The sequence below is a fragment of the Marinobacter sp. 1-3A genome (assembly GCF_016597775.1).
GTDB classification, from domain to species: domain Bacteria; phylum Pseudomonadota; class Gammaproteobacteria; order Pseudomonadales; family Oleiphilaceae; genus Marinobacter; species Marinobacter xiaoshiensis.
Window position 1 is genome coordinate 115,670 of sequence record NZ_VCGZ01000003.1, and the last position, 25,312, is coordinate 140,981.

At 54.0% G+C, this 25,312-nt stretch carries 18 protein-coding genes; 6 read left to right on the forward strand and 12 right to left on the reverse strand.

Annotated elements, in window-relative coordinates:
* The 6 genes from FE848_RS05685 to FE848_RS05710 form a co-directional block, all read right to left on the reverse strand.
* The gene (locus tag FE848_RS05685; protein ID WP_200201795.1) at positions 1-3,096 is read right to left on the reverse strand and encodes an efflux RND transporter permease subunit; all 3,096 of its coding nucleotides are present in this window, start codon (positions 3,094-3,096) and stop codon (positions 1-3) included.
* Positions 3,093-4,298 (reverse strand): efflux RND transporter periplasmic adaptor subunit, encoded by a 1,206-nt coding sequence (locus tag FE848_RS05690; protein ID WP_200201796.1) that lies wholly within the window; start codon positions 4,296-4,298, stop codon positions 3,093-3,095. The genes FE848_RS05685 and FE848_RS05690 overlap by 4 nt, the downstream gene beginning before the upstream one ends.
* Positions 4,299-4,453: 155 nt before the next feature.
* Positions 4,454-5,497, reverse strand: a complete 1,044-nt coding sequence (locus FE848_RS05695; protein WP_200201797.1) for a proline racemase family protein — start codon at positions 5,495-5,497, stop codon at positions 4,454-4,456.
* The gene (locus FE848_RS05700) at positions 5,494-6,639 is read right to left on the reverse strand and encodes a zinc-binding dehydrogenase (RefSeq protein WP_200201798.1); all 1,146 of its coding nucleotides are present in this window, start codon (positions 6,637-6,639) and stop codon (positions 5,494-5,496) included. Before FE848_RS05700 ends, FE848_RS05695 begins: the two co-directional genes overlap by 4 nt.
* Before the next feature lie 110 nt (positions 6,640-6,749).
* On the reverse strand, positions 6,750-7,862 hold the full coding sequence (locus FE848_RS05705) for an AI-2E family transporter (protein WP_200201799.1): 1,113 nt from the start codon (positions 7,860-7,862) through the stop codon (positions 6,750-6,752).
* A 55-nt stretch (positions 7,863-7,917) separates the two neighbouring features.
* Positions 7,918-8,361, reverse strand: coding sequence for a DUF4124 domain-containing protein (locus FE848_RS05710; RefSeq protein WP_200201800.1), 444 nt, complete (start codon positions 8,359-8,361; stop codon positions 7,918-7,920).
* Positions 8,362-8,526: 165 nt separating this feature from the next.
* On the opposite strand from FE848_RS05710, the gene FE848_RS05715 reads away from it, so the two are divergent.
* The 3 genes from FE848_RS05715 to FE848_RS05725 are packed head-to-tail and all read left to right on the forward strand — an operon-like array spanning position 8,527 to position 11,667.
* Entirely contained in the window at positions 8,527-9,915 is a 1,389-nt protein-coding gene (locus tag FE848_RS05715; protein WP_200201801.1) for an NAD(P)/FAD-dependent oxidoreductase, read from the forward strand.
* Between the two features lie 30 nt (positions 9,916-9,945).
* On the forward strand, positions 9,946-11,040 hold the full coding sequence (locus FE848_RS05720) for a rhomboid family intramembrane serine protease (RefSeq protein ID WP_200201802.1): 1,095 nt from the start codon (positions 9,946-9,948) through the stop codon (positions 11,038-11,040).
* Between the two features lie 45 nt (positions 11,041-11,085).
* Positions 11,086-11,667 (forward strand): biotin transporter BioY, encoded by a 582-nt coding sequence (locus FE848_RS05725; RefSeq protein ID WP_200201803.1) that lies wholly within the window; start codon positions 11,086-11,088, stop codon positions 11,665-11,667.
* A gap of 18 nt (positions 11,668-11,685) precedes the next feature.
* Here the strand turns inward: FE848_RS05725 and FE848_RS18670 are convergent, their stop codons facing one another.
* The 4 genes from FE848_RS18670 to FE848_RS05745 form a co-directional block, all read right to left on the reverse strand.
* Complete coding sequence (locus tag FE848_RS18670) at positions 11,686-12,162, reverse strand: hypothetical protein (RefSeq protein WP_227715187.1); 477 nt, start codon at positions 12,160-12,162, stop codon at positions 11,686-11,688.
* Between the two features lie 716 nt (positions 12,163-12,878).
* The gene (locus tag FE848_RS05735; RefSeq protein WP_200201805.1) at positions 12,879-18,140 is read right to left on the reverse strand and encodes a DNA repair ATPase; all 5,262 of its coding nucleotides are present in this window, start codon (positions 18,138-18,140) and stop codon (positions 12,879-12,881) included.
* Positions 18,141-18,226: 86 nt separating this feature from the next.
* Positions 18,227-20,296 (reverse strand): flotillin family protein, encoded by a 2,070-nt coding sequence (locus FE848_RS05740; protein WP_200201806.1) that lies wholly within the window; start codon positions 20,294-20,296, stop codon positions 18,227-18,229.
* Between the two features lie 43 nt (positions 20,297-20,339).
* The gene (locus tag FE848_RS05745; protein WP_200201807.1) at positions 20,340-20,966 is read right to left on the reverse strand and encodes a hypothetical protein; all 627 of its coding nucleotides are present in this window, start codon (positions 20,964-20,966) and stop codon (positions 20,340-20,342) included.
* Positions 20,967-21,171: 205 nt separating this feature from the next.
* On the opposite strand from FE848_RS05745, the gene FE848_RS05750 reads away from it, so the two are divergent.
* Genes FE848_RS05750 through FE848_RS05760 form a run of 3 tightly spaced genes read left to right on the forward strand, consistent with a single transcriptional unit; the run spans position 21,172 to position 22,663 of the window.
* Positions 21,172-21,576 carry a YjfI family protein gene (locus FE848_RS05750; protein ID WP_200201808.1) on the forward strand — a complete coding sequence of 135 codons (405 nt, stop codon included), beginning with the start codon at positions 21,172-21,174 and terminating at the stop codon, positions 21,574-21,576.
* A 14-nt stretch (positions 21,577-21,590) separates the two neighbouring features.
* Positions 21,591-22,286, forward strand: a complete 696-nt coding sequence (locus FE848_RS05755) for a PspA/IM30 family protein (protein WP_200201809.1) — start codon at positions 21,591-21,593, stop codon at positions 22,284-22,286.
* A 47-nt stretch (positions 22,287-22,333) separates the two neighbouring features.
* Positions 22,334-22,663 (forward strand): hypothetical protein, encoded by a 330-nt coding sequence (locus FE848_RS05760; RefSeq protein WP_200201810.1) that lies wholly within the window; start codon positions 22,334-22,336, stop codon positions 22,661-22,663.
* A 16-nt stretch (positions 22,664-22,679) separates the two neighbouring features.
* Here the strand turns inward: FE848_RS05760 and FE848_RS05765 are convergent, their stop codons facing one another.
* Together FE848_RS05765 and FE848_RS05770 are read right to left on the reverse strand one after the other, a co-directional pair.
* Positions 22,680-23,531, reverse strand: coding sequence for a hypothetical protein (locus tag FE848_RS05765; protein WP_200201811.1), 852 nt, complete (start codon positions 23,529-23,531; stop codon positions 22,680-22,682).
* A gap of 78 nt (positions 23,532-23,609) precedes the next feature.
* Positions 23,610-25,244: a hypothetical protein gene (locus FE848_RS05770; protein ID WP_200201812.1), complete on the reverse strand. Its 1,635-nt coding sequence runs from the start codon at positions 25,242-25,244 to the stop codon at positions 23,610-23,612.
* Positions 25,245-25,312: the final 68 nt, after the last annotated feature.

Below are 25,312 nucleotides of genomic sequence, written 5' to 3' on the forward strand. Positions count from 1 at the left end.
TCAGGCCTCCTTGCGGTCCCGAACCGTCTGAACCCATTTGTAGAAAATGGGCACCAGAAGCGTTCCCAGCACGGTTGCTGCAATCATGCCGCTCAGCACGGTTACACCGAGGCTGACGCGGCTGCCTGCCCCGGCGCCTGTGGCTAACACAAGTGGCAGCACGCCAAGCACGAAGGACAGAGCGGTCATCAGTACCGCTCTGAACCGCAGCACCGCAGCCTTGTTGGCAGCTTCTGTGGCGGTCATGCCCGACTTTCGCAACTGCATGGCAAACTCAACAATCAGAATGGCTGTTTTCGCTGACAGACCGATTAACAGAACCAACCCCACCTGAGCATATATGTTGTTGGCAAGCCCGGTTAGCCACAAGCCGGCCATGGCACCAAAAATGGCGATGGGTACTGCACCAATAACTGCAAATGGCAGCGCCCAGCTTTCGTACTGTGCAACCAGAAACAAATACACAAACACAATCGCCAACATGAAGATCACGATAGCCAGGTTGCCCGCCTGTATTTCCTGCAAGCTCTGGCCAGACCAGCTGAACTCGTAACCTTGGGGCAGGCGCTTTGAAAGTTCAGTCATGGTTGCAATTGCATCACCGCTGGCAAAGCCGGGTGCGGCCTCCCCGGAAATGGTCACCGACCGCTTCAGGTTGAAATGCGCAATGCTGGAAGGCCCAAGAACCGGCTTCAACGTGGCCAAGGTGGATAGCGGCACCATATCGCCGTCCCGGTTCCGAACAGAGTAATAGGACAAATCCTCCGGGCCTTTGCGGAATTCACCCTCAGCTTGTAGTTGTACCCGGTAGTTTTTCCCGAAGCGGGTAAAATCATTCACATACAACGAGCCTAACTGAGCCTGCAAGGTAGAGAATATATCAGACAGCTGAATACCCAGCGCCTTTGCCTTGTTTCGATCCACCTCAAGCAGATACTGAGGAATGTTGGCCCGATAGGTACTGTATACCCGCGACAACCCTTCCTGCTGGTTAGCCTCATAAATCAACCCGTTCATTACCTGAGCCAACTCTGAAACGTCTCGGCCCAGGTTGTCCTGCAAGCGATAATCAAAACCGGCTGAAACACCAATCCCGGGAATGGGCGGGGCATTGAACACCATCACCTGGGCTTCGGGAATAGTGGCCAGCCGTGAATACAAACGCGGTATCGTTTGACCAAGCCCGAGCTCGGGAGTCTCTCGTTCGGCCCAATCGGAGAGCACCACAATGCCCAAGCCATTATGAGAGCCTGCGCCCCCCAACAAAGAGAAGCCCGAAACCGAAATGAAGTCGACAGCAGCCGGATCGTCCAAAACCATGTCTGTTACTTTACTGAGCACTGTGTCAGTGCGTTCCAGAGACGCAGCAACCGGCAGTTGCACGTCTACAAACAGGAAGCCCTGGTCTTCCGGAGGCACGAATGCCATCGGCACAGACTTGAACAAGCCCGCAGTACCTACCAACAAGGCAGCGAGCACGATCGCAGCGACAATCCCTTTGCGTAGCAGGCTTGACACCAGGCTCGAATAGCCTTTGGTACTGACTGAAATCAACTGTTCAACAGGCTGCAGCCACCGGACCGGTTTGGTGCCGCCACCCAACAAGGTTGCGCACAGGGCCGGGCTGAGAGTCAGCGCGTTGATAGATGAAATGATGACTGCCACTGAGATCGTTACGGAGAACTGCTGGTACAGCTTGCCCGTTATACCAGGCATGAAAGCGACAGGTACAAACACGGCTAACAGTACGAGAGTTGTGGCAACAATTGGCCCGGTTACCTGCTCCATCGCCTTGGAGACGGCTTCCTTGATGGGCAATTTTTCTTCCTGCAGTATGCGCTCGACGTTCTCCACCACCACAATGGCATCATCTACCACAATGCCGATGGCAAGTACCAAACCGAACAAGGTAATGATGTTTATCGAGTAGCCCATCACCGCCATGACCGCAAAGGTACCAATCAGGGAGACGGGTATGGCAATGGCGGGCACCAAGGTAGCGCGCCAGTTCTGCAGAAACAGAAACACCACAAGGATAACCAGCCCGATAGCCTGAATCAGCGTGATCACAACTTCTCTGATTGACGCGCTAATGAACTTGGTAGAATCAAACAATACGCTGTGGGTGACACCATCCGGAAAGGTCTGAGCGAAGCCTTCTACGGTCGCTTTCACCTTATCAGCGACTTCGAGCGCGTTGGCGTCCGGTAGCTGGTAGATCACGATAAACGCGGTATCCTGGTTGTTCAGCTTGGCCGTAGATGTGTATGACCGCGTGCCCAGTTCGATACGCGCGACATCGTTAAGGCGCAGAAAGCCACCATCCTGCTTTGCCCGGATAATCATCTGGGCAAACTCATCAGGGTCGGATAACCGCTCCTTGCTCTGAATGCTGTACACAAATTGCTGGCCTTCAGGAACCGGGGCCTGCCCCAGCTTGCCGGCAGCAACAATCTGGTTCTGCTCCTGCAGCGCGGCAACCACCTCAGCCACTGTAACCCGCAAGGATTTCATGCGCCGGGGATCAAGCCATATGCGCATGCTGTAGTCTTTCGCGCCCATAACTTCTGCAGAGGCAACACCCGGCACTCGCCCCAGCTCTTCAATCAGGTTGCTTGAGGCGTAGTTGCTCAAGAACACAGCGTCCAGGTCGGGGCGATCCGATACGAGGTTAACGCCCATCAGCATGTTGCCGCTCTGTTTGCTGACAGTCACCCCTTGCCGCCGGACCTCTTGGGGCAAAAAGGGCTCGGCCAGTGCCACCCGGTTCTGCACGTTTACCTGCGCAATATCGGTATCTGTGCCACTCTCGAAGGTCAGTTTAATACTTGCAGTGCCATCGTCGGACGATGTCGACTCTATATAAATCATGCCCTCGACACCATTGAGCTGCTGCTCAATCGGGCGAACAACCGCCTCCTCTACAATTTGCGCGCTGCCCCCCGGAAGTACCGCCGTTACCTGAATTTGAGGCGGCGCCATGTCCGGATACATGTTGACGGGCAGCACCTGCAGCGCCAAAAGTCCGGCCATCGTTATGAGGATGGAGATAACAAAGGCAAATTTAGGGCGATGAATAAAAGTACTGCTGATCATTGTGCAGCCTCACCTTCTTTAGCGGGCTCTTCAGCACTGGTCAGTACACCGGTTTCCGTGTCTATCTGGCTCGGGACGGGGCTGACAGTTACCCCTGAGCGAACTTTCTGGAGCCCTTCAACAATCACTCTCTCGCCCACTTCAAGGCCACTCTCCGCGGTCAGCATGGCTCCAATACGCGGCCCGGTTTGGATGAAGCGCTGGGAAACCATTTGCTCTTCATCTACAACCAATACAAACTTGCCCTCTATGGTTTCCTGAATCGCTACCTGCGGTACAAGGACCTGTGCTTCACCCGCCCGACCTTCAATGCGAAGCGTTACGTACAATCCGGGAAGCAGAACTGCATCAGGATTGGGGAACACTGCCCGCATATTCACTGTGCCCGTACTTTCATTGGTCTGCACGTCTGCAAAGCTCACTACGCCTTCCTGGTTGTAGATCCCGCCATCTGGCAGAGTCAACCGCAGGGATAGTGAGCTGGCAACATCTTGATCTGAGGCGCTGCCTGCGCGACGAAACGCGACATAATCAGATTCATCAAGCTGAAACTCCACATAGATCGGGTCAGTTACCAGAATATCGGCAATCGGCCCTGTCGCGGGACTGACAACGGCACCCACGTCGTAATTCAGCCTGCCTATCCAGCCGTCAAACGGGGCTCTGATTTCTGTATATTCCAAAGTGAGCTCGGCTCTTTGAACGGCAGCACCGGCTGCTTCCAAACGGCTCTCTGCAGCATTAAAACGGTCTTTGAGTTTGTCCAGGTCGGCATCAGAAAGGTATCCCTTGCTCGCGACTTCTTCTCCTCGCTGGAGGTTTCTCCGGGCGGACTCAAGCTCCGCTCTGGCCGCCGTTAATTCAGCTTTGGTCTGCTGGATATCCGCATTAGCACGAGTAGTTTCCAATCGAACCAGGATATCCCCTTTACTGACCCGGGAACCTTCGCGAAAGAGTATCTCTTTGATTTCAGCTTCAATACGTGGGGTAAGACCTGCCTTTGCAGACGCTGCCGTGCGCGCCACAAAATCACGTGAAGGCCGCACCTCTGTGCTTTTCAACGCAACAACAGAGACCGAGGGTGGAGGTGCCTTAACAGGCGCAGCGGGCTCAGAACAACCAACTAAAATTACAGATGCAAAAGCAGCCAGTAACGTCCACTGGGCTTGCTTTAATGAAAATCGTGATGAGACGCTGAGCATTTATATTCCCTGGTTAATAAGCGTGCTGGGCTTTTAAGATTAGATGATACGGGCGCCCATGGCACGGTAGTTTAAAGAATTAATATATTATAAGCATGCTAACTTACTAAGTGAATAGATAAATCCACTAAAACAGGCATTTACGTACGTATGGATCAATCACAAGAACGGCTGCTGAGAATGTGGCGGAGCCCATCGCATTGCACCAGTGAGTCCTCGCAATTCACCACAATATCTGAATGCGCTATCACGTACCCCTTCCCGGTTATATTGTTTTTCACAACCTGATAATCACCTACTTGCTCTGCAGCAGAGAAGTCACCAAAAAAGCTTGTCCCCCGCAAAGATACAGTTTCAAGCTTGTTGCCTGGGCGGATAAGCCCTTCATGGTTCATCAGAGCTAGCCGGGCCGAGGTGCCTGTACCGGTTGTACTTCGGCAGATAACGCCCGGATGCACATAGGTCGCTGAGCGGGAGCGGTAATAGCTCTCTGCCACCTGATGTACCGGCCCCATAAAATGCAGAAATGGCAAAGGGCCCACATCGCCCAGAGTGTAATGAGAAAACTCTCGTTCTGCCCGTATCGCTTCAACAATCGCGTAAGCAGCGTCTGCAAGCTTGTGCTCTTCATTCAGAATGAGATCGAATCCCAGGGCTTCAGCATCAACCAGTGCGTAGAACCCGCCGCTGTATGCCACGCTATAGGTGACCGTGCCGAGTGATGGCACTTCAATAGTCGCGCGATAGGTGTCTATGTAACTTGGCAGGCCTTCGCAGGTAATCGCTTCAACCACGCCGTTTTCAACCAGTGCATCGATGCGCACCAAGCCAGCAGGCGACTCCAGGATAAAGCTCTGTTTGCCTTCCTTCTTTGGCACGATTCCAGCCTCGAGCACGGCTGTTGCGGTGCAGATCGTGTTGGAACCGGAGTAAATCGGGTAGCCCATCACCTCCATGATGATGTAACCGGCCGCTGCTTGTGGGTCGGAAGGAGGAACCAACAAATCCACAGACATTTCGGGTATGCCATAGGGCTCTTCCAGCAACAGTTTTCTCAAGCCATCGGCGTGGTCACGAAGATACTCCATTTGGGCCCGCACACTGTCACCCGGCAAAGTATCAATACCACCGGTCACAATGCGGCTGACATCGCCACCGGCATGGGTGTCCATAAGCTGAATAGTGAGTTCCTGTTTCATACACCGCCCTCCAGAGACCAGGGTTTGCCGTGCGCTTCCCACTGTGAATCTGGAACTATGACAATCTTGCCGAGATAATTGCTGCCACGGTTCATAAAGTAACGCTCCGCCTGGTGCAGTTCAGAAAGCCGGAAAGCGCCGTGGAGAACGGGCTTGAGCTGGCCTCCCCGAATCCACTCGATTAACTGCTCTGCTTCCTCCCGGGTGCCGTGGGAAACACCAAAAATCTGCACCTGATAGAGGTAAATTCGCGTCCAGAGGATTTCACTGATGTTTCCGCCACTGGCTCCGGCAATGCTTAGGCGAGGATAGGTTTCGCGGGCATTCATATCGAAGATCATGGCGTCGATAAAGCGGTCGGTCATGTCGCCACCCACGAGATCCATAACCGCATCAAGGGGTTTGCCGCCGGTTTGGGCCTTTACCCGCTCTACAAAGCTGTCCATATCGGAGCGGTCGAATACGGATTCTGCACCCAGTTCCAGAAGCGCTGCAGCTTTATCTGGCGTGCTCAGCGCATAAGGCAGGGCTCCCATAATCCGGCACAGCTGTATCAGCGCGGTGCCAACACCGCCACTTGCGCCCGTGACCAGAACTCGCTCTCCGGCGGCCACGCGAGCAGAGGTAAGCATATGCATGGCTGTCTGATACGAACACATTCCCATTGCGGCGAGTTGTGCATCTGCCAGGCCTTCATTTGGAACGCAGTGGAACTGGCCTGAAGGAACAGCGACGTACTCTGCGTATCCGCCATCTGCACCATGGCCGTAATAGTCAGGGGCAAGATTTATGTCTGGGCGGCTATTTGCGTAGATATTGAAATCCAACAAACCTCGCTCGCCAATGCGGCCGGGATCAACACCCTCGCCGACGGCAACAACATGGCCAGCAATATCAGCACCCTGAATACGGGGGAAAATTAACGTGGGCTTACCGCCCATCTGAAACGAGGTGGTTTCACCCTTTTTGGTGGGATACAGCCCTTCCCGGGCTTTGCGGTCGGTATTGTTTTTGGCAGTCGCAGTTACCTGAACCAGCACCTCTCCCCGAGCGGGAGAAGGCATGGGCACGTTTTTATATTCAAGCTTCTCGATATCGCCATGACCGGTAAGAACCATGGCTTTCATGGTATTCGGGATCATAAGTGAATGATCGTCCCTGCCTGAGGAATGTATGCCGTCTCTTCAGGATAGGAGACATTCACTCATGTGTCAGGGAGAGACGAGAGCGCCCACCAGAAGCTGGTGCCACACTAACGGGCAATCACCTTATAGATAGGCCGCAACTTGGGAATCTGCTTCAGAACCACCTGAATTACGGTCATCAGTGGCACTGCAAGCAATACGCCTACAGGCCCCCAGAGCCAGCCCCAGAAGAAGATCGAAACAAAAATAATAACGGGGTTAATCGCCATGCGAAAACCGTGTATCCACGGCTCGATGAAGAAACCCACCATGGTGGTCAGGGCAAGATATCCCAAGGGTGCAATCGCCATCATCCACAAAGTATCCAGGCTCACCGCGGAAACAACTGCCAGCAGCAGGATGGTTAGAATAACACCCAGATAAGGAATAAAACGCGCAAGGCCTGCCACCAGCCCCCACACTGCCGGGTCTGGCAGGCCAACAGCCCAGGCCATAAGACCCGTCGCCACGCCAACCGATGTATTGCTTATGCCCAATACCGCCAGGTACTGTGCAATCTGGTGCTGGGAGTCCCTGCTAATGCGCAGCACGGTTCTGCGGTGGTGTCTCGGCAACTGGCGCACGAAATTAAGCACTAACCTGTCACCGCTAACCAACAGGAAATAAGTAAGCGCCATGGCAAGCGCAAGGCCCGCAATGCCATCACGGGCTTTATTCATAAGCTGGGCGCGCCAGGAGTCCGTTTGCAGAACGACCGTGGTTGGTTCTGCCGTTGTCTTTTTACCGCCACTGTCCGAGAGTTCGTTTACGGAGTCCTCTACCTTCTGTGCCGACTCAGTGACCTTGCTGATCTGCCGCTTGAGTTCGCTTTCACCCACCAACAACCGTGAAATACCCTCCGGAGCTTTGCCCGCCCACTCCAAAGCCGGCGTGGCAACGGCCATCGAAACACCAGCAATACCCGCAAGCACCAGCAGCACCAGAATCAGCGAACTGACCACCCGCGGAATACGCAGGCCTGAACACATGCGAGTGGCCAGTGGAGACAACAGCAAACTTGTTAGAAGTGCCAAAACAATCGGAAGGATAATCTGGTGGGCGAGGTACAAGGTGTAAAGCACACCCAGGATAAACAGCCCGTAGATAGGGGTAGAAAGATCGGCCAAGTTCTTTTCAGGTTTTGTGTTGCCCTGTTCAGCCGTTTTCTTTTCGTTTTCCATAAGATACCCGTAGCCTATCAGTCAGAAGTCACAATAAAGCTGCGACCAGGCAGATTCAAATATTACATTCTCTGTGCACACGGGCTCGAAACTCCTCACGAATGCGCTCATTCTCCTCATCATTTACAAAAACCCGTTCGCCGTCCTTATTCAACTGATAAATCCCCGAAACAGTATTCAGATGCTTCAGCCGTGCCTCCATGCGCTCACAATGAACTCGAAGCTTCTCAGCTTTTGCCTCCTGTTGAGCTTCAGCTTCTTTCCGGGCCGCTCGCTCCTTCTCACTTTGCCGAAGGAACTCATCTACCCGCTGCTTACGCTCACGAGCTGTTGCATCAATAGATGGCTGGGCCTTTTCCAGGCGCACTTCTTTGGTGACTGCATTAGCAGGTGGCCGATCACCGAAGTGAGTCTGACCATTCTCATCAACCCAGCGGTAGGCGCCCGCTTGGGCGATTGACGTTGCTAACAGTGTAAGTGTGGCTATGAGTCCCTTCATGAGTTTTGCTCTCCCTGCGGATGATACGTACACATGTTAACACTGGTTTTGAGAACTTACTTGGCTGCTAAAAGCGAATCCGGATAATGCTTGAGTAAAGGCGCATGACGTGTATATTTTCAGGCAAAAAACGGAGTCTGTATGACAACCAGCGCCCTGGACGACATGGCCAAAAATTATTCATTTTGGCAGCACAAATACGGGGCCTATCACCCGAATGATCCTTTACCTGCAGGCAGCTATGCCACCGACGTTCTCATAGTCGGGGCCGGCTACACTGGTTTAACCGCTGCCAGAGAGGTGAAACGCGATCAGCCCGAGCTAAACGTTATGGTGCTGGATGCGAATGAAGTCGGCTTTGGCGCTTCGGGTCGAAATGGCGGCTTTAGCATGTCCTTATTCGGGATGGAGCCGGAGACTACCGTTTTTAGGTGGGGCAAGAAGAAGGCGCGAGAAGCTCAGGAATACATGCAGAAAGCGGTAGCCTACGTTCACGAACTGATCGAAAACGAAGGCCTGGATTCCGACTATGAACATACCGGCATGTGGCGAGTTGCCTACACAGAGCGGCAGGAGAAGCGGCTGAAAAGCACCTATCGTCTGCTATGTAATCTGGCAAAGGACGGAAGTTACTTTTTTTATCAGCAGGATGAGGTGAAATCGAAGCTGAATTCGCCTCATATTCGCGCCGCGATTTACGAACCCGAAACCGGAATTCTGGACCCGTGCAAACACGTTCGAGCATTAAAGACTCTGGCCGAAGAGGCTGGAGCAAAGATCTATGAAAATTCGGCTGTAGCCGATATTCGCAGATCAGATGACGGCATAGTGGTCAAAACGTCGAATGCGACAATTCATGCGAAGAAGCTGGTTCTGGCGACAAATGCATGGACCCACACACTGCCTGGGCCTCGCAAGCTACGAAGCCGGCAGCGGGCAGTTTGGACTTACCAGATTGTATCTGAGCCCCTAACAAAAGATGAATGGGAAACATTGGGCTGGCGCGACCGCATGTCGATCGAAGACAATCGCCAGCTGGTTCATTATTTACGAATCACCAAATGTGGTCGCATCACGATGGGCGGTGGAAGTATTGGCTTTGAATATGGAGATGCCATGGATAAATGGCATGATCCCGGCGTCTGGCAAGATTTGGAAGCGCACTTTCGCTGGCTGTTCCCATCGCTTAAACATAAAAAAATCTATTACAAATGGGGCGGTGCGGTGTCGGCCAATTTCGACATGGTTCCTGAAATAGGATTTATCGGGGATCATAATATTATCTATTCAACTGGCTGTATCGGACACGGCGTATCGCTTACACAGCTGAACGGCCGGCTGATTGCAGACCTCATTTCCGGAGTGGACAGCGAACTGAGCCGGTTCTGGATTGTAAACAGGAAGGCCATTTCGGTGCCACCTGGCAACCTGCTTCCTTTTATTGGTGTCAAAGCAATTACCAGCGCTCTCAAAGGCATTGACCGATTCGAGGAGCGGGAGCTTCGAAGCAAACGGATTCAAACGAGCAATAACTCATCCCAACAAACCCAGTGACACACACTGTTGAATCAGGAAAAGGATTTCATGCCCAAGGCACGGACTAAATACTGCCCCTCATGCAACACTCAGGGCCTGAGGCCCACCAGCAGTCCGAACATACTAGGCTGTAAACAATGCCAAGGATTGTGGTTTGAAGATGGCTCGCTAAACCAGGCCATTGCTCAAGAACATGATTGCATAGATCAATACGATCACGAGCTTCACCTCGGCCCTGCGCTTCGTGTCAGCGAACGCCTGTGCATACGTTGCCGCGTTTCCATGACCCACTATCAACTGTTGGTGCACTACACCACCGAGATCGATTGCTGCCCGGCTTGCGATGGCGTCTGGCTAGACAAGCATGAAATAGATCAGGTAATGCATTCACCCAAACTGAAGCAGGCGCTTACGGATCTGAATCAAAAAGTGTCCTGGAAATCCTGGTTGTTCCAGTTCCTGACGGCCATGCCAGCGGAGTACAATGTAGCGCCGCAGCGCACTCCCTGGGTCACCCGCACACTGGTTGTCCTGTGCAGTCTGATTTTTGGTGTTGGTGTGTTGTCGCCGGAGGCCGGTGAATGGATCTTTACCAACCTGGCTCTGAACTCGGATACCCAAAGCCCTGCGCATTTCGTGCTGCAGCTACTGACCTACCAGTTTGTGCACGGTGGGTTGATGCACCTGGTTGGCAACATGTATTTCCTTTGGATTATTGGCGACAATCTTGAAGACGCGCTGGGACACGGCGCGTTTCTGGCTATCTACCTGTTTGCCGGCATGATGGCAGCCTTGGCAGAACTGCTACTGTTCAATACCAGCCAAGGTCCTCTGCTATTGGTTGGCGCCAGTGGTGCTATTGCAGCCCTGTTCGGCCTCTATCTGGTGTGGTTCCGCCATGCCAGCCTGACCTTCATGATTGTTATTTACCAAAAGAAGCTTGCACCCCATTGGTACTTCCTGATCTGGAGCCTGATTAACATTGCAGGCATGATCTCCGGGCAAGGCGGTGTGGCTTGGGTCGCACATTTGGGCGGGTTTGGCCTTGGATTGCTGCTTGGGTATCTGCTGAAAGACTATGTATTAAGGAAAAACCCGCTGATTGCCATGCTGAATCAACCAGAGGCTGTGGTGCGTCGGTGAGATGCATGGCTCATTGAGAAACAACATTCCAAACAAGGGAAAATGATGACACCTGTACCAAGCCAAAGCTTCAGCCCTCTTGATCCATATAGCCAGTCAGTAAGCTGGAAACTGGTTGTCATCGTAATCACAGCTCTGTGCTTATCTGTAGCATCCTACATCGAGATACCCATGGTGCCGGTACCTATCACCGCGCAAACCTATGTACTCCTCATTGCTGCAGGACTTCTCGGCTGGAAACTTGGTGCCGCCTCAACAATCCTGTGGCTGAGCCTCGGAGCTCTGGGGCTTCCGGTTCTTGCCGGAGGCTCTAGCGGGCTGGATTATTTCTCCGGGCCTACTGCTGGCTACCTGTTTGCTTTCCCACTGGCCGTTGCCGTGGTTGGTTTGCTTTTTGAGCGTGGCTGGAGCACAAAAAACATTGTTCTGGCCTTCCTGGCGATGCTATTGGGCCATACCGTTTGCCTTGGGTTTGGCGGGGCATGGTTGTCATTTACCATTGGGCCAGAAAAAGCATTCCTGAAAGGTGTTCTGCCGTTCTTACTTGGGGGCGTTATAAAGTCGGCCCTTGCGGTTGGCACGGTTCTCATTGTTGATCGTTTTCTTGGCTCGAATCGTGCCCAATAAAAGTTCTGTGCCTATTTACTATGAAGCGTAACTCAACTTCTCTTCCATCAAGTTCGGCCGCTGCGCTGTGTTGATGATAGTGACATCTGTAAACATCCGGTCTACTTTTTCCTTGAAGGTCTGGTCGTCCATATCCCGCCAGTAGCGAGGGGGGCGGCCGGTTCGCAGGTCGTGTTCCGCAGTGACCGGATCCAGCGGGCGGTACTTCTCCAGCATGGGCATCTCTGGCAGCGGTCGGGTCACATCCATGTAATTCTGGATAAAGTCCCAATAGGCGTAGCACATGGTGGCACTGCCATGGGCACCCAGAATATCGCCGACCGTTACGTCCAGTTTGCTATAACGATGAGACAGCACCAGATCAAACAAGGTGCCAAACCTGTCTACGCGAGCACAGCACCAGGCGTCGAACTCATAGAAGGGATTTTCGATGACGACTGGGGGTTTTCGGGGCAGGAATGGGAGCTTCCGGGAATATTGCCAGACCTTGATCATTCCGGTACGCCGGTTGAATTCCCATTCGGGGCCTCGGCCGTTTTGGTGGAGCCATTTGGGGAAGAGGCGGAAGATTACATAGGAAAAGAGAATTAGAGCCCAACCACCTAACAAAAAAACTACTTGCACCGGAATTAAACTTTGCATGAAATCCGACCAAGTTTCCGCACGCGCACTAAATAAAGGAGACTCCAAGATCAAAACAACCAAAACGACAGGGGACACGATGTAAGCCCATATTCTTCCCAGAACGCCTATCATGTTAAAAAAACGAGCCTGAAACGCCAAAGGCGCATGCCGAAAACATTCGTGACTGTTCTCAACGTAAAGACCGAGCTTGTCTGCCAGATCTTCCTTCTTCTCCAGCCTTCGCAGTTTCTTGGGTGGATTTCCGGACAAAAAGTAGGGTGGCATCACCTCCCGGGTATTACCCCAGGGCAGCCGGAGACTGGCAGACCGATCCAGGCCGGTGCGGTTCAACTCCTCCGTCTGATTTTTCTGCGGAGGAATGGAATCGGAACGGTAGGCAAAGGGCCCATAGTATTCAATGGCGTTGACGTCGCCAAACTGACTACTCAACATTTTCTTGAACTTGTTGCCGACTCATACTGCGTAGAGAACCATGAGCGCCACAAACCCCGAGCATGCCCATTTAACGACGCATTCTTGGTCATAAGCTGCTGTAGGGAAACGCTTGCTCATCAGGTCTTCTCGCGTCACTTCCCAAACTCTCGCCCCATTACGGATTCTTGCAGCTCACCAATCACCCTCAAAACTCTACCCATTTCCCGTTGGGTTTTCAGATCCAGGCCCAGCTTGCCGTCCATGAGTTTTACCAGTGGAACAATGGACTCCTCAAAGATTCGGGCGAAGGCTGTGAGGGCTTCACCTACCTGCGGTGGACTGTCGAGGTTTACCGTTACTGCCGGGTTCAACCGCACGGACTGCAAGCCTTCGGCCAGACCGGTCTCGAGGGAGCGGGACAGTTCGCCGAGTGCCTTATTCAGGTCTGGTTCCGAGTCTTTCCTGCTCGCCATACCCGCGACCAGTTGTTGCCCCAACTGCTGCATTTGTTCCGCTATGAGGCCGAGTTGGCGTACAACTTTAACGCCGGTTTCCTCATCGCCTCCCGCTTGTTGGCGCCGGCGATATTCTTCACAGATAGCCTGCCAGCGGGCCGCTTCGGCTTCGGTCATGGTGCCGCGCATTTGCTTGAGTTTAAGCAGGTTCTCTTCTGCGCCCTGAGTGAGCAGCTGGGATTCACCCTGGTAATGATCGTCAATCAGGGCTTCCAGCTCTTTATCACTCATCACCGGCGACAGTTTTTCCGCCAGCTTGTTCATGTTCCGATAGCTGCCCTGCAACTTGAACGTGGGCTCCGTGCGATAGGCCTCGGCTTGGGCGCTGGAAGCAATGTATGCCTGGTTCACCCGCAGCACGGTTTCCCGCACGCGCATCATTTTCTGCAGTAGGGATACGATTTCATCCCGTTCGGCGGCGCTGTAATCGTGCTCGAAGTCTGAATCTGCCACAGTCTTGCCTTCCGCCAGATCCGCAAACCGGTAGAAGTCTGCCATGCCGCGGGTGGCCAGGGGTGCCAGCACCCGGTTGGCACTGAGGCTGTTTTCGATATAGGACAATTCGAAAGCGTACTCCATACCCGACAACACATCGCCCAGGTTGTAGATGTCCGCCCGGTTTGCCAGCATGTCTGGCACTTTGAACACTTCGCCGCTTTCCGTGTAGGGGTTACCGGCCATGACTACGCAGAAGCGCTTGCCCCGCATGTCATAAGTGCTGGTGCGGCCACGCCATACGCCTTCGATACGTCGTGTGCCGTCACACAGGGAGATGAATTTCTGCAGGAACTCCGGGTGCGTATGCTGGATGTCATCCAGATACAGCATCACGTTATTACCCATTTCCAGAGCCAGGTTGAGCTTGATCAGCTCTGCCTTCGCTGTGGAGTGCGGTGCCTTCTCCGGATCCAGAGAGGTGACATCGTGGCCCAGGCTTGGGCAGTTGATCTTCATAAAGATCAGACCCAGCCGGTTGGCCACGTATTCCATCAAGGTGGTTTTACCGTAACCCGGCGGCGAGATCATCATTAACAGGCCGGACTGATCGGTGCGCCGATCTTCGCCAGCGGTACCCATCTGCTTGGCCAGGTTGTCACCAATGATCGGCAGGTAGCTTTCGCTGATCAGTTTGTTGCGCACAAACGATGACAGCGGCCGGGGCCGGTATTCTTCAAGGCGCAGTTGATCCCGCCACTTCTCCAGTACCTTGTGGCGAACGGATTGCAACTGCTCCCAGCCGGGAATGATTTCCTGCCGGTGATAACGCAGGCGCTCCTCGTACTCATCCAGTTGCAGGCTCAGGGTGCGCTCATTGATATTGCCGTGCTGGCCCAGCAATCCCTCCACCTGAAACGCCAGCTCCACACTGCGTACCGCCGTAGTGATAGCCTCTCCGGCATTCAGCACTGCCACCACTTCCGGCAGGTAATGCAACAGATGTTGCCTGTCTGTTTTACCCATCCAGGCTTTCAGCCAGTGGCTGGTGATGCTCCAGCGTGCAGCCGGCTGGTCGGCAACAACATTCAAGGCGTTCTGGTACTGGGTAAATTGGTTATCCCGTTTCAGGGCTTCGGTAAACCCTTCCGCCAGTTCACCGGCATAGCGGGTGATCTCAAAGGTTTCCGATTCTTCGGCCAGTTGCAAAACCAGATACTCGGCGGCTGATTTCAACAAGGTGCGTTCGGCACTGCCTTTTCCGGTCAAGGTGAGGCCATTAGTTTCAACAAACTCTGACAGCTTCGGCCCAACCTCCTGCTCCAGAGCCTGCAGCAACTCACCGGACTGCATCATGCGGCTGAGTATACCCGCCGACAAACAGCGGGAACGCAATTGCTGGGCATGAACCTGCTGTTGGCCCAGATCCACCCAGAACAGCATGGCCAGTGCCCGGGCATTGGGGCTGAATCGCAGCAGCCCGGCATTCTGAATGGCGGGCCAGAGGGTGCTGACAATCAGCGCGGCATCGTGATCGTGGATGCCTTTTTCATAGCCTTCGCGGTAACGGGGCGATGCAAATGTGCGGATATAGCCAGCAAGTTCTGCAATATCGGCGACGTTAACTGGTAAATCCTGTGATTTCCGGAACTCTTCAATTACCAGAGCTGCCAGGTACTCCCCCCGGTAAACCTTGGCAGATTCCGACGGCTGGCTCATGTTCCAGTAGCCCCGAAGGCGATCGAGTTCCGGTTCGTCCAGCCGTTCGTAATACTGGGTACCGGTCAGGTGCAGCAGCACATGGTCATCCCGCGGGATCAGGGTGAGATCCAGCTCCTGCTGGTTGACGCTGAACTTGTGCTTGCCAAGCCGGATAACGGCGCCGCCATCCTCAAAGATATCGGCTTTGTCCCGCACACTTCTCAGGGCCGTGTCCTGGGCGGCTTTCATCTGCCCCAGGCAATCATCGGCTTCCATGGCCGCGCCCAGCTCCCGCAACTCCTTTGCCATGCTGCGCAGGCGCGCCACCATGGCATCGGACGCAAAAAAGGCATGCAATTCTTCCACTGTGGTAAAGCGTTCGGTACGGCGGTTGACGTTTTTCAGTATGCGCTCAGCGGCGTCCGTAAGTGTGGTTACCCGGCGCTGCCGTTGGTCCTGCAATTGCTGGCGCCGGGCTTCAATGCTTTCATGGGCGTTTTCACGCTGCTCCAGAACTGCGGCCAGGAACTCATCGTACTCACCAAACTGGCTTTCCAGTTCCTGCAACTGATCGAGCATTCGGGTCATCAGGCCATCGCATTCCCGCACATCGGAAAGCGCGCTGACACCGTTGGCCAGGCTTTGTTCAAACAACCGGATGCGGGCCGCAAACTGGGCCCGGGCCTCGGCACTGCCCTGCTCTTTCAGGCGAATTTCTGCTTCCGAGCGCTGCTGGTTGATGCTGGCATATATGCCGGAGATATTGTCGGTAATGGCAGTTTCCAGCGCAGCATCATCACCTGCCATAGAGGCCAGCATTCCCTGAATCATATCCAGCCCGGTGGTCAATTCCCGGTAGCGCTCCACAATTTTTTTCAGGACATCCCGGCTTTCTGCACTGACCAGCTCCGCTTGCAGTTCTGCCAGAGTATTGCGGTAGCCCTCCAGCGCTTCGGGGGAGGCTAGAAAGCGGAAGGTGCGCTCGGTCAGGCGCTCCTCTGCCTCCGCCAGCTCCTGCTCCAGACCATCGATTCGTGCTTCGTCTGCGTAACGGCGATCCTTGAGCGTTCGCACCCGGCCCCGGTGTTCCCGAAGCCTGGCCAGATACCCCACGAACTGATCCGGCGCTTTCCAGCTGTCCGGTTTCAGATCCCGCATCAAGGCACCCTGGACATCTGCCACTTCACTGATTGCAGCTTCCGTCTGTGCCCGGATGCTCTGGACTTTCTCATACTCATCCAGCACCAGTTCGGCCGTGTTGCGAATGGTGGAGAGCTGCTCATGCAGGCCCGAAAACAAGGCTTCATCCTGCCTCGCAGCCAGCCAGTAAAACTGGTCGAGAACGCGGTCTACTGTGCGAATCAAAGCGGTGAAATGACGCTCACTGGCGCCATTGGCTTCCACCAGAGTAATCACCGTGTTCAGCTCGGCGATGCCGCGAACCAAATCCGGGTTGCCGATGCGGGCCAGTTCCGAGTCGTTGGCAACGCTGGCCTGTGCATGGAAGTTCTCGGAGGTAAACGGCGTTTCCCAAACCTGCAGCGGATGAACGAGAGTGGGCTCCTTGTCGGCGCTGAAAACCACCAGATGGCCATTTTCAAAGAGCGCAAAACCATGACCAATCAGCGGTACATCGGCCTGTTTGCGGATCAGGTTGTAGCGGAACAGAATCACCTGCCCGGTAAGTTGCTCGAAAAACACGTAAAGCACATCCTCACCGTTGGGCGCTCTCAATGAACGCTTGAGGCGAAAATCCCCTTCCGGAATCTGGAAGGTTTTCAGCTCGCCTGTGGTGAGGTAATACCCTGACGGGAAGATGAGACCGTGGTTATCCGGAAGCGGCACCACAGAGCCGGCCATGCTATCGACCCGCTCAACTTTTCGCTGGGTTCGATTGAACAGGTAGTAGCGCCAGTGCTTTTCGTTGAAGGGAAGAATTCGTACCAGAAGAATTTCACCCAGATCGGCGTACTCAAAGGTAGCGTCGTCCAGGGATTGGGAGTCAGACTCTACCGGATCTGCATAAATGCCCTCGCCGGTAGCCGTGTTGTTCTCCACCTTGAAGGTAATCTCGCCCCGGAGGTTATCCACGAACAGGGTGTCGGCGATGTTCAGATGCGGGGACCGCCCCTGCACCTGGCAGTCACGACCAACGGTTTTCCAGGGAAAACTGAACCTGTCAGGGAAGCTAAGATCCCGCTCGCCCCGGTTGTCTATGTAGCGGTTAACCTCACCATTCGGTTTCAGCTCCCAGCGAAATACCCGCAGGTCACCGAGTTTATCGCCAATGCGAAACACCATCAGCAGCATCCCTTTAAGGATCGTCAGCTGAGACAGAGTGGCGGTGTTGTAATACTGCTGCAGCTCCCGGAAGTCAGTGGCAAAGCGGCCATCTTTCAGGAAAGTGCCCTCAATCGCGGCCTCTGTCATTTCAAAGCCGCCGTCACCATCGTTCAGGTGATACAGGCAGAAGACGTCCTCAAGCTCCAGGGTTTTGCGTAACCCCAGTTGCAGGTTAAAACCGAACAACAGCTTGTCACCAAGGCGCACTACATCCCGGGCTATGGCGTTATTTTCGGTTCTGACCCGGGCGCGCCCCAGCACGTTCATGCCGGCGCTTCCGAAAATATCTTCCCGGGCCTGATTCAGCCCCGACACTTGCTCGCGAAGATGCCCGCCCTGCTCTTTCAGGCGACGCTGAATGGTTTCGAAGGCAGAACCTTCCTGAACAATGCTCTCGAGGCCGCTGCGATCCGTCGACATACCAAATCATCCTGAACAAAGGGGGAAAACCTGAACGATAACAGACACCACCAACGCCGGTTCAGGCGCAGGTGGTACCCGGAGTTTTATGCAGTTTCAGAGGTTTTTCTGGGCTTGTCAGCCGCAACCCGACCGGCGATACCCGCCAAAGCCGATTGCAGAGAAGGGGCACTTTCCAGCACGCCCTGCACGCTCTTGCCATAACCAAGGCCCTGGGCGAACTTGTCGAAGATACCGCCGTCGCCGCCGATCATTTCAAACTTGGCGTCCTTCAGGGCAGCGGCCATTACCCGGCCATTTTCCAGAATGCCTGTCTGCTGGGCTTCAATCCTCGCCAACACTTCCTTCTCGTGAACTTCCAGGTTCATGCGGAATTCTTCGAAGTGGCGGGCCTCTTCAGACATGTTGTTATAGGCTTTGAGTTTCTCTACCAGGCCAGATGCTTCCGCCTTGGCCATAGCCTCGCGGGCGCCTGCCTTGGCATGACCCATTCGATCTTCACCTTCGGCCTCTGCCAACACCAGAGCCTTGCGGGCATCCGCCTTGGCGTGACCCATCCTGGCCTCACCGTCAGCTTCAGCCAGAACCATGGCCTTACGGGCATCCGCTTTCGCCAGTCCCAGCTTTTCTTCGCCCATGGCTTCTGTTTCGAGGCGCTGCTCAAGAACCCGAACCTCTGCCATGCCAGCTTCTTCATCGGCTTTGGCTGTTGCTGATTTCACATCAGCACGGGCGATACCATCGGCCCGGATGGCTGACGCCTGGGCTTCTTTAACCTGGGCTTCCGCCAGCCCATCAGCTGCGGCCAAAAACTGACGGCCGCGAGCCCGCTTTTCATCGGCAATGGCTTCTTTCTCTGCGGCATCCATCTCGGCTTGGGCAGTAACACGAATCTGTTCGGCTTCCAGCTTGGAGCGTTCAAACGCCGCTTCGGCCGCCTTCACGTCCTTGAGCTTGAGCTCATCGGCGTCAGCCTCAGCCGCGACCACTTTTGTAACCTTCAGGCGCTCAGCCTGCGAACGGTTGCGAACATCCTTGATGTTCTCTTCCTCTTCAGCCACGTTGCGCTCAACCGCAATGCGCTGGCTGGTGATATCTGCAATTTCTTTGCGCTCGCCTTCAAGCGCCTTTTCCATGCCAATACGCTCGATTTCAACCGCTCGTTCACGGTTTACGTCTTCCAGCTCCCGGGCCTGGCGAATACGCACTTCTTCAATCTGAACCGCTCGCTCGCGGGCTTTCATCGCCATCTCAATCTGGCGCTGTTTGTTCTCTTCTGCAATGGCCAGCTCTTCGTCTGTCTTAATGCGAGCAGCTTCGGCACGGGCGCGTTCTTGTTCGCGCACCTGCTCGGTCTCGGAGGTTTCACGAGCTTGCAGGGTTTCGATCTCACGGCGTTGGCGCGCTTCTGCGTCTGCTTGACTGCGCTCCAGTTCCAACGAGGCCTCGCGAGCAGAAACGTTTTTACGCTGAATCTCCAGCTCCTGATCGCGCTCTAAACGGTTTGTCTCCACATTGTGGAATGCGGTGATTTCAGTAATCCGCTTGATACCCTCGGAATCAAGAATATTGTTGGGATCCAGAGAGGTTTTTGGCGTTTGTTCCAGATAGTCGATGGCCACGTCTTCAAGGATGTAGCCGTTAAGATCTTCGCCAATGGTTTCTATGATGGAATCGCGGAAGTGCTGGCGCTCTTCAAAAAGCTGCATGAACTCCAGCTTTTTACCGACTGTTTTCAGCGCCTCGCTGAACTTGGCATTGAACAATTCGTTTACCGCATTGCGGTCAGAAGCACGGCCAACACCCACAGACTTGGCTACCCGCAACACATCTTCCGAGGTTTCGTTTACCCGCAGATAGAAAGCAACGGTAATATCGGCACGCAGGTTGTCTTTACAGATCAGCCCTTCTTTACCGGTGCGGTTCAGCTCCAGGGTAATGACCGAGATTTTCATGGTCTCGGCGCGGTGAATAACCGGCAGCACCATGGCGCCGGTGAAGTACACCTTGGGTGTAGGCGACAGGTCGTTCACGATCAGGGCCTGGCCCTGATCTACCTTGCGATAGAACGCCTTGAACAGGGTCAGCACGCCCAATATCAGCAACACCACAACGCCGATGGTCGTCAGTACCGGCATCATCCACGATAAGTCCATTTAGTCATTCTCCTGAGCTGGTTTTAAATAAGTGAGTGCGGGGTTATCCGGTGGAGCCACCGGAATGGAATTCGGATTCCGGAACAACCCACCAGGCATTTTTATCCGGAACATGTTCAATAATGACCGCCCTCTCCCGACGGGAAAGCGGCGAATGACTGCGTATTTGAAGAACAAGATGAGCACCATCAAGAACCGTTTCGCCACGACCAGAGGTTTCGGTAACCCGTGAAGAAATCACCACACAAGGGGTGCCAACAATCCGCTTTTGAAGGGGTTGCAAAAATGCACGGCGAAAAAGAGGACGAAGTGGGCGTACAACGACCGACGTTATCAGCACTGAGGCAACAAGCGCCGAAACAATAACAGCCGCTCCGTATAGCCAATGCAACAAGCCTGCCGGAATAAGAGGGCCAAAAACAAGATCAACAAAGTAGCTGGCCAGCCAGCCAAACAGGAACAACAGCGTGAGCACCAAAGGCAGGGGAACACCTTGCAGCCCGAGAGTAACCATCAGACCACTGAAATCGCCACCGACGTCAATGTCGCCATCTGCGTCGATATCACCCATACCAAGCAGGGATATCAGCCAGTAGATAATGGCTACACACAACAGAACGGAGAAAACCACCGTTGGAAAGGAGAAGGCTACAGCGAAGAACGTTTCCATACGCGACCAGATTATCCTTTCTGGTAAACCCAATAATTGACAGTTTGTGTCAAACCAGAGCGCCGTTATAACGCAAACAAACTATTTCTTGCAAATGTTTAATTGCGAAGTATAGACTCTAATCATTGACATAAAATGTCAAGCGACAGGACAAGGTTCGTCCGGATCGGCCGAACCGATTCACCGCCACAGGAAGGAGCTATTCGTGGATATTCAAACCCTCACCCTGGCCTTGGGTGATTCTACCCATGCCGGCCGACGCTTCGATGTTATGCCCATAACCGGGGACGAACCGGTGCTTCAGGTAACGGTTTCCGGTGCAGAAGAAACGCCGGTGTACCTTACCGTAACTGACACTCAAATTCTGTGCCTTGCGTATCTTTTTGACGAGCAGGAACTGAACCCGGAACGCCTGAATGAGCTGCATGAAAATATGCTGCGACTCAGCGTTCCCATGCCCCTGAGCTCACTGGGCAAAACCGGTGATCATTACGTGGTGTACGGCGCTCTCAGCCCAACCTCCGGCACAGCCGAAATCATGCAGGAACTGGTGACACTGGCAGAAAATGCCATCGACCTGTTACAGACATTTGAAGACTACCTGGCTTAAGTGAGGGCTGAGACATGAAATCCATACTGAACAAACTTCTGACCGCCATGCGCGGTGGCGTTAATGAACTGGGCGAAGCCGTAGTCGACGGCCAGGGCAACCGCATTCTGGAACAGGAACTGCGGGACTCCGAGCAGGAACTGAAGCAGGCTAAGCAGGAACTGGCTGCACTGATGGCCGAATCTGCCTCTTTGGCCCGGCAAATTCGCTCTGAGCAGGACAACGCCAGCAAACGCGAACAGGATGCCCGCAAGGCCATTGCCGCCGGCCAGGAAGACCTGGCCAGAGAAGTGGCTGAACGCATTGTTGGCCACGAACGCCGCGCAGTAGAGCTGACCCAAACCCGCGAATTGCTGCAACAGCGGATTGCCGGCCTGAAAGAGCGTGTTCAGCGGGCCGAAAAGCAACTCGCCGATTACCGCCGGGAACTGCAAGTGGTGAAAACCAATGAGCGCGTGCTTCGCACCACCGCCCAGATTGATACAAACATCAACAGCCAGAAGTCCTCGCTGAACACCGCCAAGGAAACCCTTGAGCGCATTCGCGAGCGCCAGGCCCGGGAAGAAGACCGCCAGACCGCCAGTGCCACTCTTGAAAAAGAACTCACAGGCGCGGACCTGGACGAAAAACTGAAAGCCGCCGGTATTGACGGCGAACAAGATGCAATCGACAACGTGCTGGCTCGACTCAAAGACAACCCTGCACAGTAAGCCCAACGCCCCCGAACTCCGGGGGCGTAATTCTTCAGGTTACTCCCATGGCAAATAAACCGGATTGGTCTAAAGAGGAGCAGGCCGTTCAGGCCGTACAAATGGCCTTCGACCTCTCCAACGACATTCAGCGGGCCTTTCGGGTCTCTGCAGCCATACAGAACATGAGCACCTCCGACATGGTGCGCAAAGTTCTGGAACTGCCCTATCAGAAGACCCGGGCAAGGCCGCGCTTGACCATTACCCTGAAAGATGAAGACTTCGAGTTGCTGGCCCGCAAGTACGACCTTGACCCGCAAGATCGGGCGACTATCCGCCAGCGCGTCTCGGAGGATTTACAGGTGTTTGCCCGTAATTATCTGACCGAATCTGAGTGACCACCGCCGCAACCGCTCACTGCAAGCTCACTACGACACCAAGCACTGCGATGATCAAAACGGAGGTCAGTGCAGTCATTCGTACAAAGCTTCGGCCTGCTTTAATGCTGACATCGGGCGTTGCAACTGCCGCCTGAGCAGGATGCCCAGGTTTATCCGTTTTGGTGTCAGATGCTTCCGTCTGCTCAGGTGCCGGGAACGGGTAGAGCGGTTGACGCCACTCATCGAACAAAGCCTGCTCGGCAGAAGTGATAGTGCTTCGAGGCTTGGGACCGTTACGCAGACTACCATCAGGATTGAGTAGAATCACACCATCATCGTCGTCGTAAACCAACCAACTCTCAGCATCACCAACCTCCTGATCATCCACGATCGTCGTGATAGTCCAACGCTGAGCCATGACAGGCCCAGTGCCCATTTCATCATTCGCCGGCAGTTCAAGGAGCTTTGCACGATACAAGCGTTCGGTGCCAGACTCATTTTTCGCGATACCGGCTAAACCGAGAATATGCAAAATGGAGTCAACCACCACGCCACCATCTGAACCAGCCCAGACAACCCACGCGCCCAGCACCGCAGCATTTCTTGCAAGTTCTTTGAGAGCAACCGGCTTTATGGAAATATTCCCGTCACCCGCCGAAAGCCGGTATTCCGCCAACTCTGCTTCAACCGCTTCAGGATCTGTGCCAGCGAGGAAGGCCAAATGATCGTGCACCTCCACGAGAGCAGGTAGCTCCGCCTCAGAGCCATTGTTTACAAACACGGCATAAAAAGTGTGAACTTGCCACTCACGCACCAGAGAAGCGTAGTTTTTAGCGGCAACAAGCTTGCCGAACTCTTCAATACAGGCAACTGATTTTTCTTCCATGATTATGCTATTCCATCGTTTATGAAAAACTCGATCTCTTGGGCCAGGCCGGATCAGACTCCCGCATGTGGCGCCGACTCATATTCCGTAAAGGACCATGAGCAAAAATATAAAAGCCATGAACCCAGCGCATGCCCAAAAAACACCAGCAACACCTCTGGGGTCTTTGCTACCTTGCGTATCCGGCTTCGCCTGATCACTCCGACCCTGTTTCGCAAGATAGTATTCAAAGTCCGAGATAAGCTGGGTGTTAGACGTCCGGATGCCGGTATACCAGTCTTTGGGAAACTCGATTGCGGCAACAGGTACCATCAGAAACGTGCACATGGAAGCAAAGGGCACCGAGCCGTTAACCAATAGAGAATCCCGCCCGACTATGCCGCGGGGAAGATCCGAAGCAGGAACCCGACACTTCTCCAGAACTTCACAAACGTAACCCTCAGGAACTTCACCGTGAACAAGCACGGGAACCTGCTGTGCACCACATGGCATAGAGGCCAGGGCAGGAAAACGCCCATCGGTCGCATCCGGAACGAAGAGGCGATTCATGTTATCAGGACAAAACGGCTTTACGCCCCCAAACTGCCCCAGCACAAGATGCGCAGGTTTGCCCGGATCACGGCCTTGCCAGAACAACACCCAGGCAATTGCCCTTGTGAGTCTCAATCTCAAGTGTTCCGGCACTTCATGAATGCCTGGCTCTTTGGGCAGCCAAACTTCCTCGGTGTAATCTGTCATGGCGAGCCCATCCCCGCCCAGGGGCAAGCTCCACTCGGGATGGTCGGCAAACAGGATACGGAATCGGCGCCCATCCACCCTCAAAAGCTCATCGCTACCCTGCTCTTCTACTTCAGGAATCACCTGGTCTTCAATAACTTCCAATTGCAGCCTGGTGGCATCCGGCATGATTTGATTGTGAACAGCACGCTCCAGATCATAGAAGGAACGAAGATTTTCTTCGTCAACGATGGCAGGAGCCGGGACATAAGTGTCTACGCTTTTGGCATTTTCATCCGCTCCGTTCTCTCCTTCACTCCCCTCCTTCAACGCGGCATAGTCGTATAAAGGTTCAGCCCACCAATCAAACAGCGCCTGCTCTTCAGCCGACAAGTCGCTGCGATTTTTAGCACCACCTTTTGGGCCAAGGCCAGGCCCAAACACCACAAGCCCCCGATCATCGAAGATAAGATCTTCTCGCGCCACTTCGGTAGCCGAATCTGCAGACACGGTGCTGATGACCCAGCTTTGCGCTTTGATTATCTCGACGAGCCCGCCCGGGTTTTGAAGTTCATGGATTTTCGCCTGATACAAACGCTCCTGGCCTGAAGGCTCCTGTTTAATAGCCTTCATTCCGATTAAATGCATCAGCGACGTGTTCATGATTACTTTGGATCCGGTCCAGCAGAGCCACGCACCTAAAAGGAACGCATTCCTTGCGAGCTCTCCCAGGGGAACCGGTCTGACAAAAAAGTCCAGCTCTTCGTCGAAACTGAAGTCTTTGATAGCTGCCCGGGCCGCAACCGGGTCTGGGCTTCCGATGAAGCATCGTCCGTCTTCGATGGGTAGCAAGACAGGTAATTCCAGATCGTGTCGTTTTTTTGCAAATAGCGTGTGAAAGATAACGTCTCGCCAGTCCCTTATCAGGCCTATGTGGTTTTCACTAGCGATAAGGTCGGTGAAGGCGCTCTCTGTTGGTGTGAATGAATCTTCCATGATTCTTAGTTTTTGCTCTCTAGTTTATGGCCATACTTTTCGCCGTGAGCTTGGTTTCAAAAACACAT

Coding starts and splice junctions, on each gene's coding strand:
- FE848_RS05685 (WP_200201795.1), bottom strand. CDS start 3,096: ATGATCAGCAGTACTTTTATTCATCGCCCTAAATTTGCCTTTGTTATC.
- FE848_RS05690 (WP_200201796.1), bottom strand. CDS start 4,298: ATGCTCAGCGTCTCATCACGATTTTCATTAAAGCAAGCCCAGTGGACG.
- FE848_RS05695 (WP_200201797.1), bottom strand. CDS start 5,497: ATGAAACAGGAACTCACTATTCAGCTTATGGACACCCATGCCGGTGGC.
- FE848_RS05700 (WP_200201798.1), bottom strand. CDS start 6,639: ATGATCCCGAATACCATGAAAGCCATGGTTCTTACCGGTCATGGCGAT.
- FE848_RS05705 (WP_200201799.1), bottom strand. CDS start 7,862: ATGGAAAACGAAAAGAAAACGGCTGAACAGGGCAACACAAAACCTGAA.
- FE848_RS05710 (WP_200201800.1), bottom strand. CDS start 8,361: ATGAAGGGACTCATAGCCACACTTACACTGTTAGCAACGTCAATCGCC.
- FE848_RS05715 (WP_200201801.1), top strand. CDS start 8,527: ATGGCCAAAAATTATTCATTTTGGCAGCACAAATACGGGGCCTATCAC.
- FE848_RS05720 (WP_200201802.1), top strand. CDS start 9,946: ATGCCCAAGGCACGGACTAAATACTGCCCCTCATGCAACACTCAGGGC.
- FE848_RS05725 (WP_200201803.1), top strand. CDS start 11,086: ATGACACCTGTACCAAGCCAAAGCTTCAGCCCTCTTGATCCATATAGC.
- FE848_RS18670 (WP_227715187.1), bottom strand. CDS start 12,162: ATGATCAAGGTCTGGCAATATTCCCGGAAGCTCCCATTCCTGCCCCGA.
- FE848_RS05735 (WP_200201805.1), bottom strand. CDS start 18,140: ATGTCGACGGATCGCAGCGGCCTCGAGAGCATTGTTCAGGAAGGTTCT.
- FE848_RS05740 (WP_200201806.1), bottom strand. CDS start 20,296: ATGGACTTATCGTGGATGATGCCGGTACTGACGACCATCGGCGTTGTG.
- FE848_RS05745 (WP_200201807.1), bottom strand. CDS start 20,966: ATGGAAACGTTCTTCGCTGTAGCCTTCTCCTTTCCAACGGTGGTTTTC.
- FE848_RS05755 (WP_200201809.1), top strand. CDS start 21,591: ATGAAATCCATACTGAACAAACTTCTGACCGCCATGCGCGGTGGCGTT.
- FE848_RS05760 (WP_200201810.1), top strand. CDS start 22,334: ATGGCAAATAAACCGGATTGGTCTAAAGAGGAGCAGGCCGTTCAGGCC.
- FE848_RS05765 (WP_200201811.1), bottom strand. CDS start 23,531: ATGGAAGAAAAATCAGTTGCCTGTATTGAAGAGTTCGGCAAGCTTGTT.
- FE848_RS05770 (WP_200201812.1), bottom strand. CDS start 25,244: ATGGAAGATTCATTCACACCAACAGAGAGCGCCTTCACCGACCTTATC.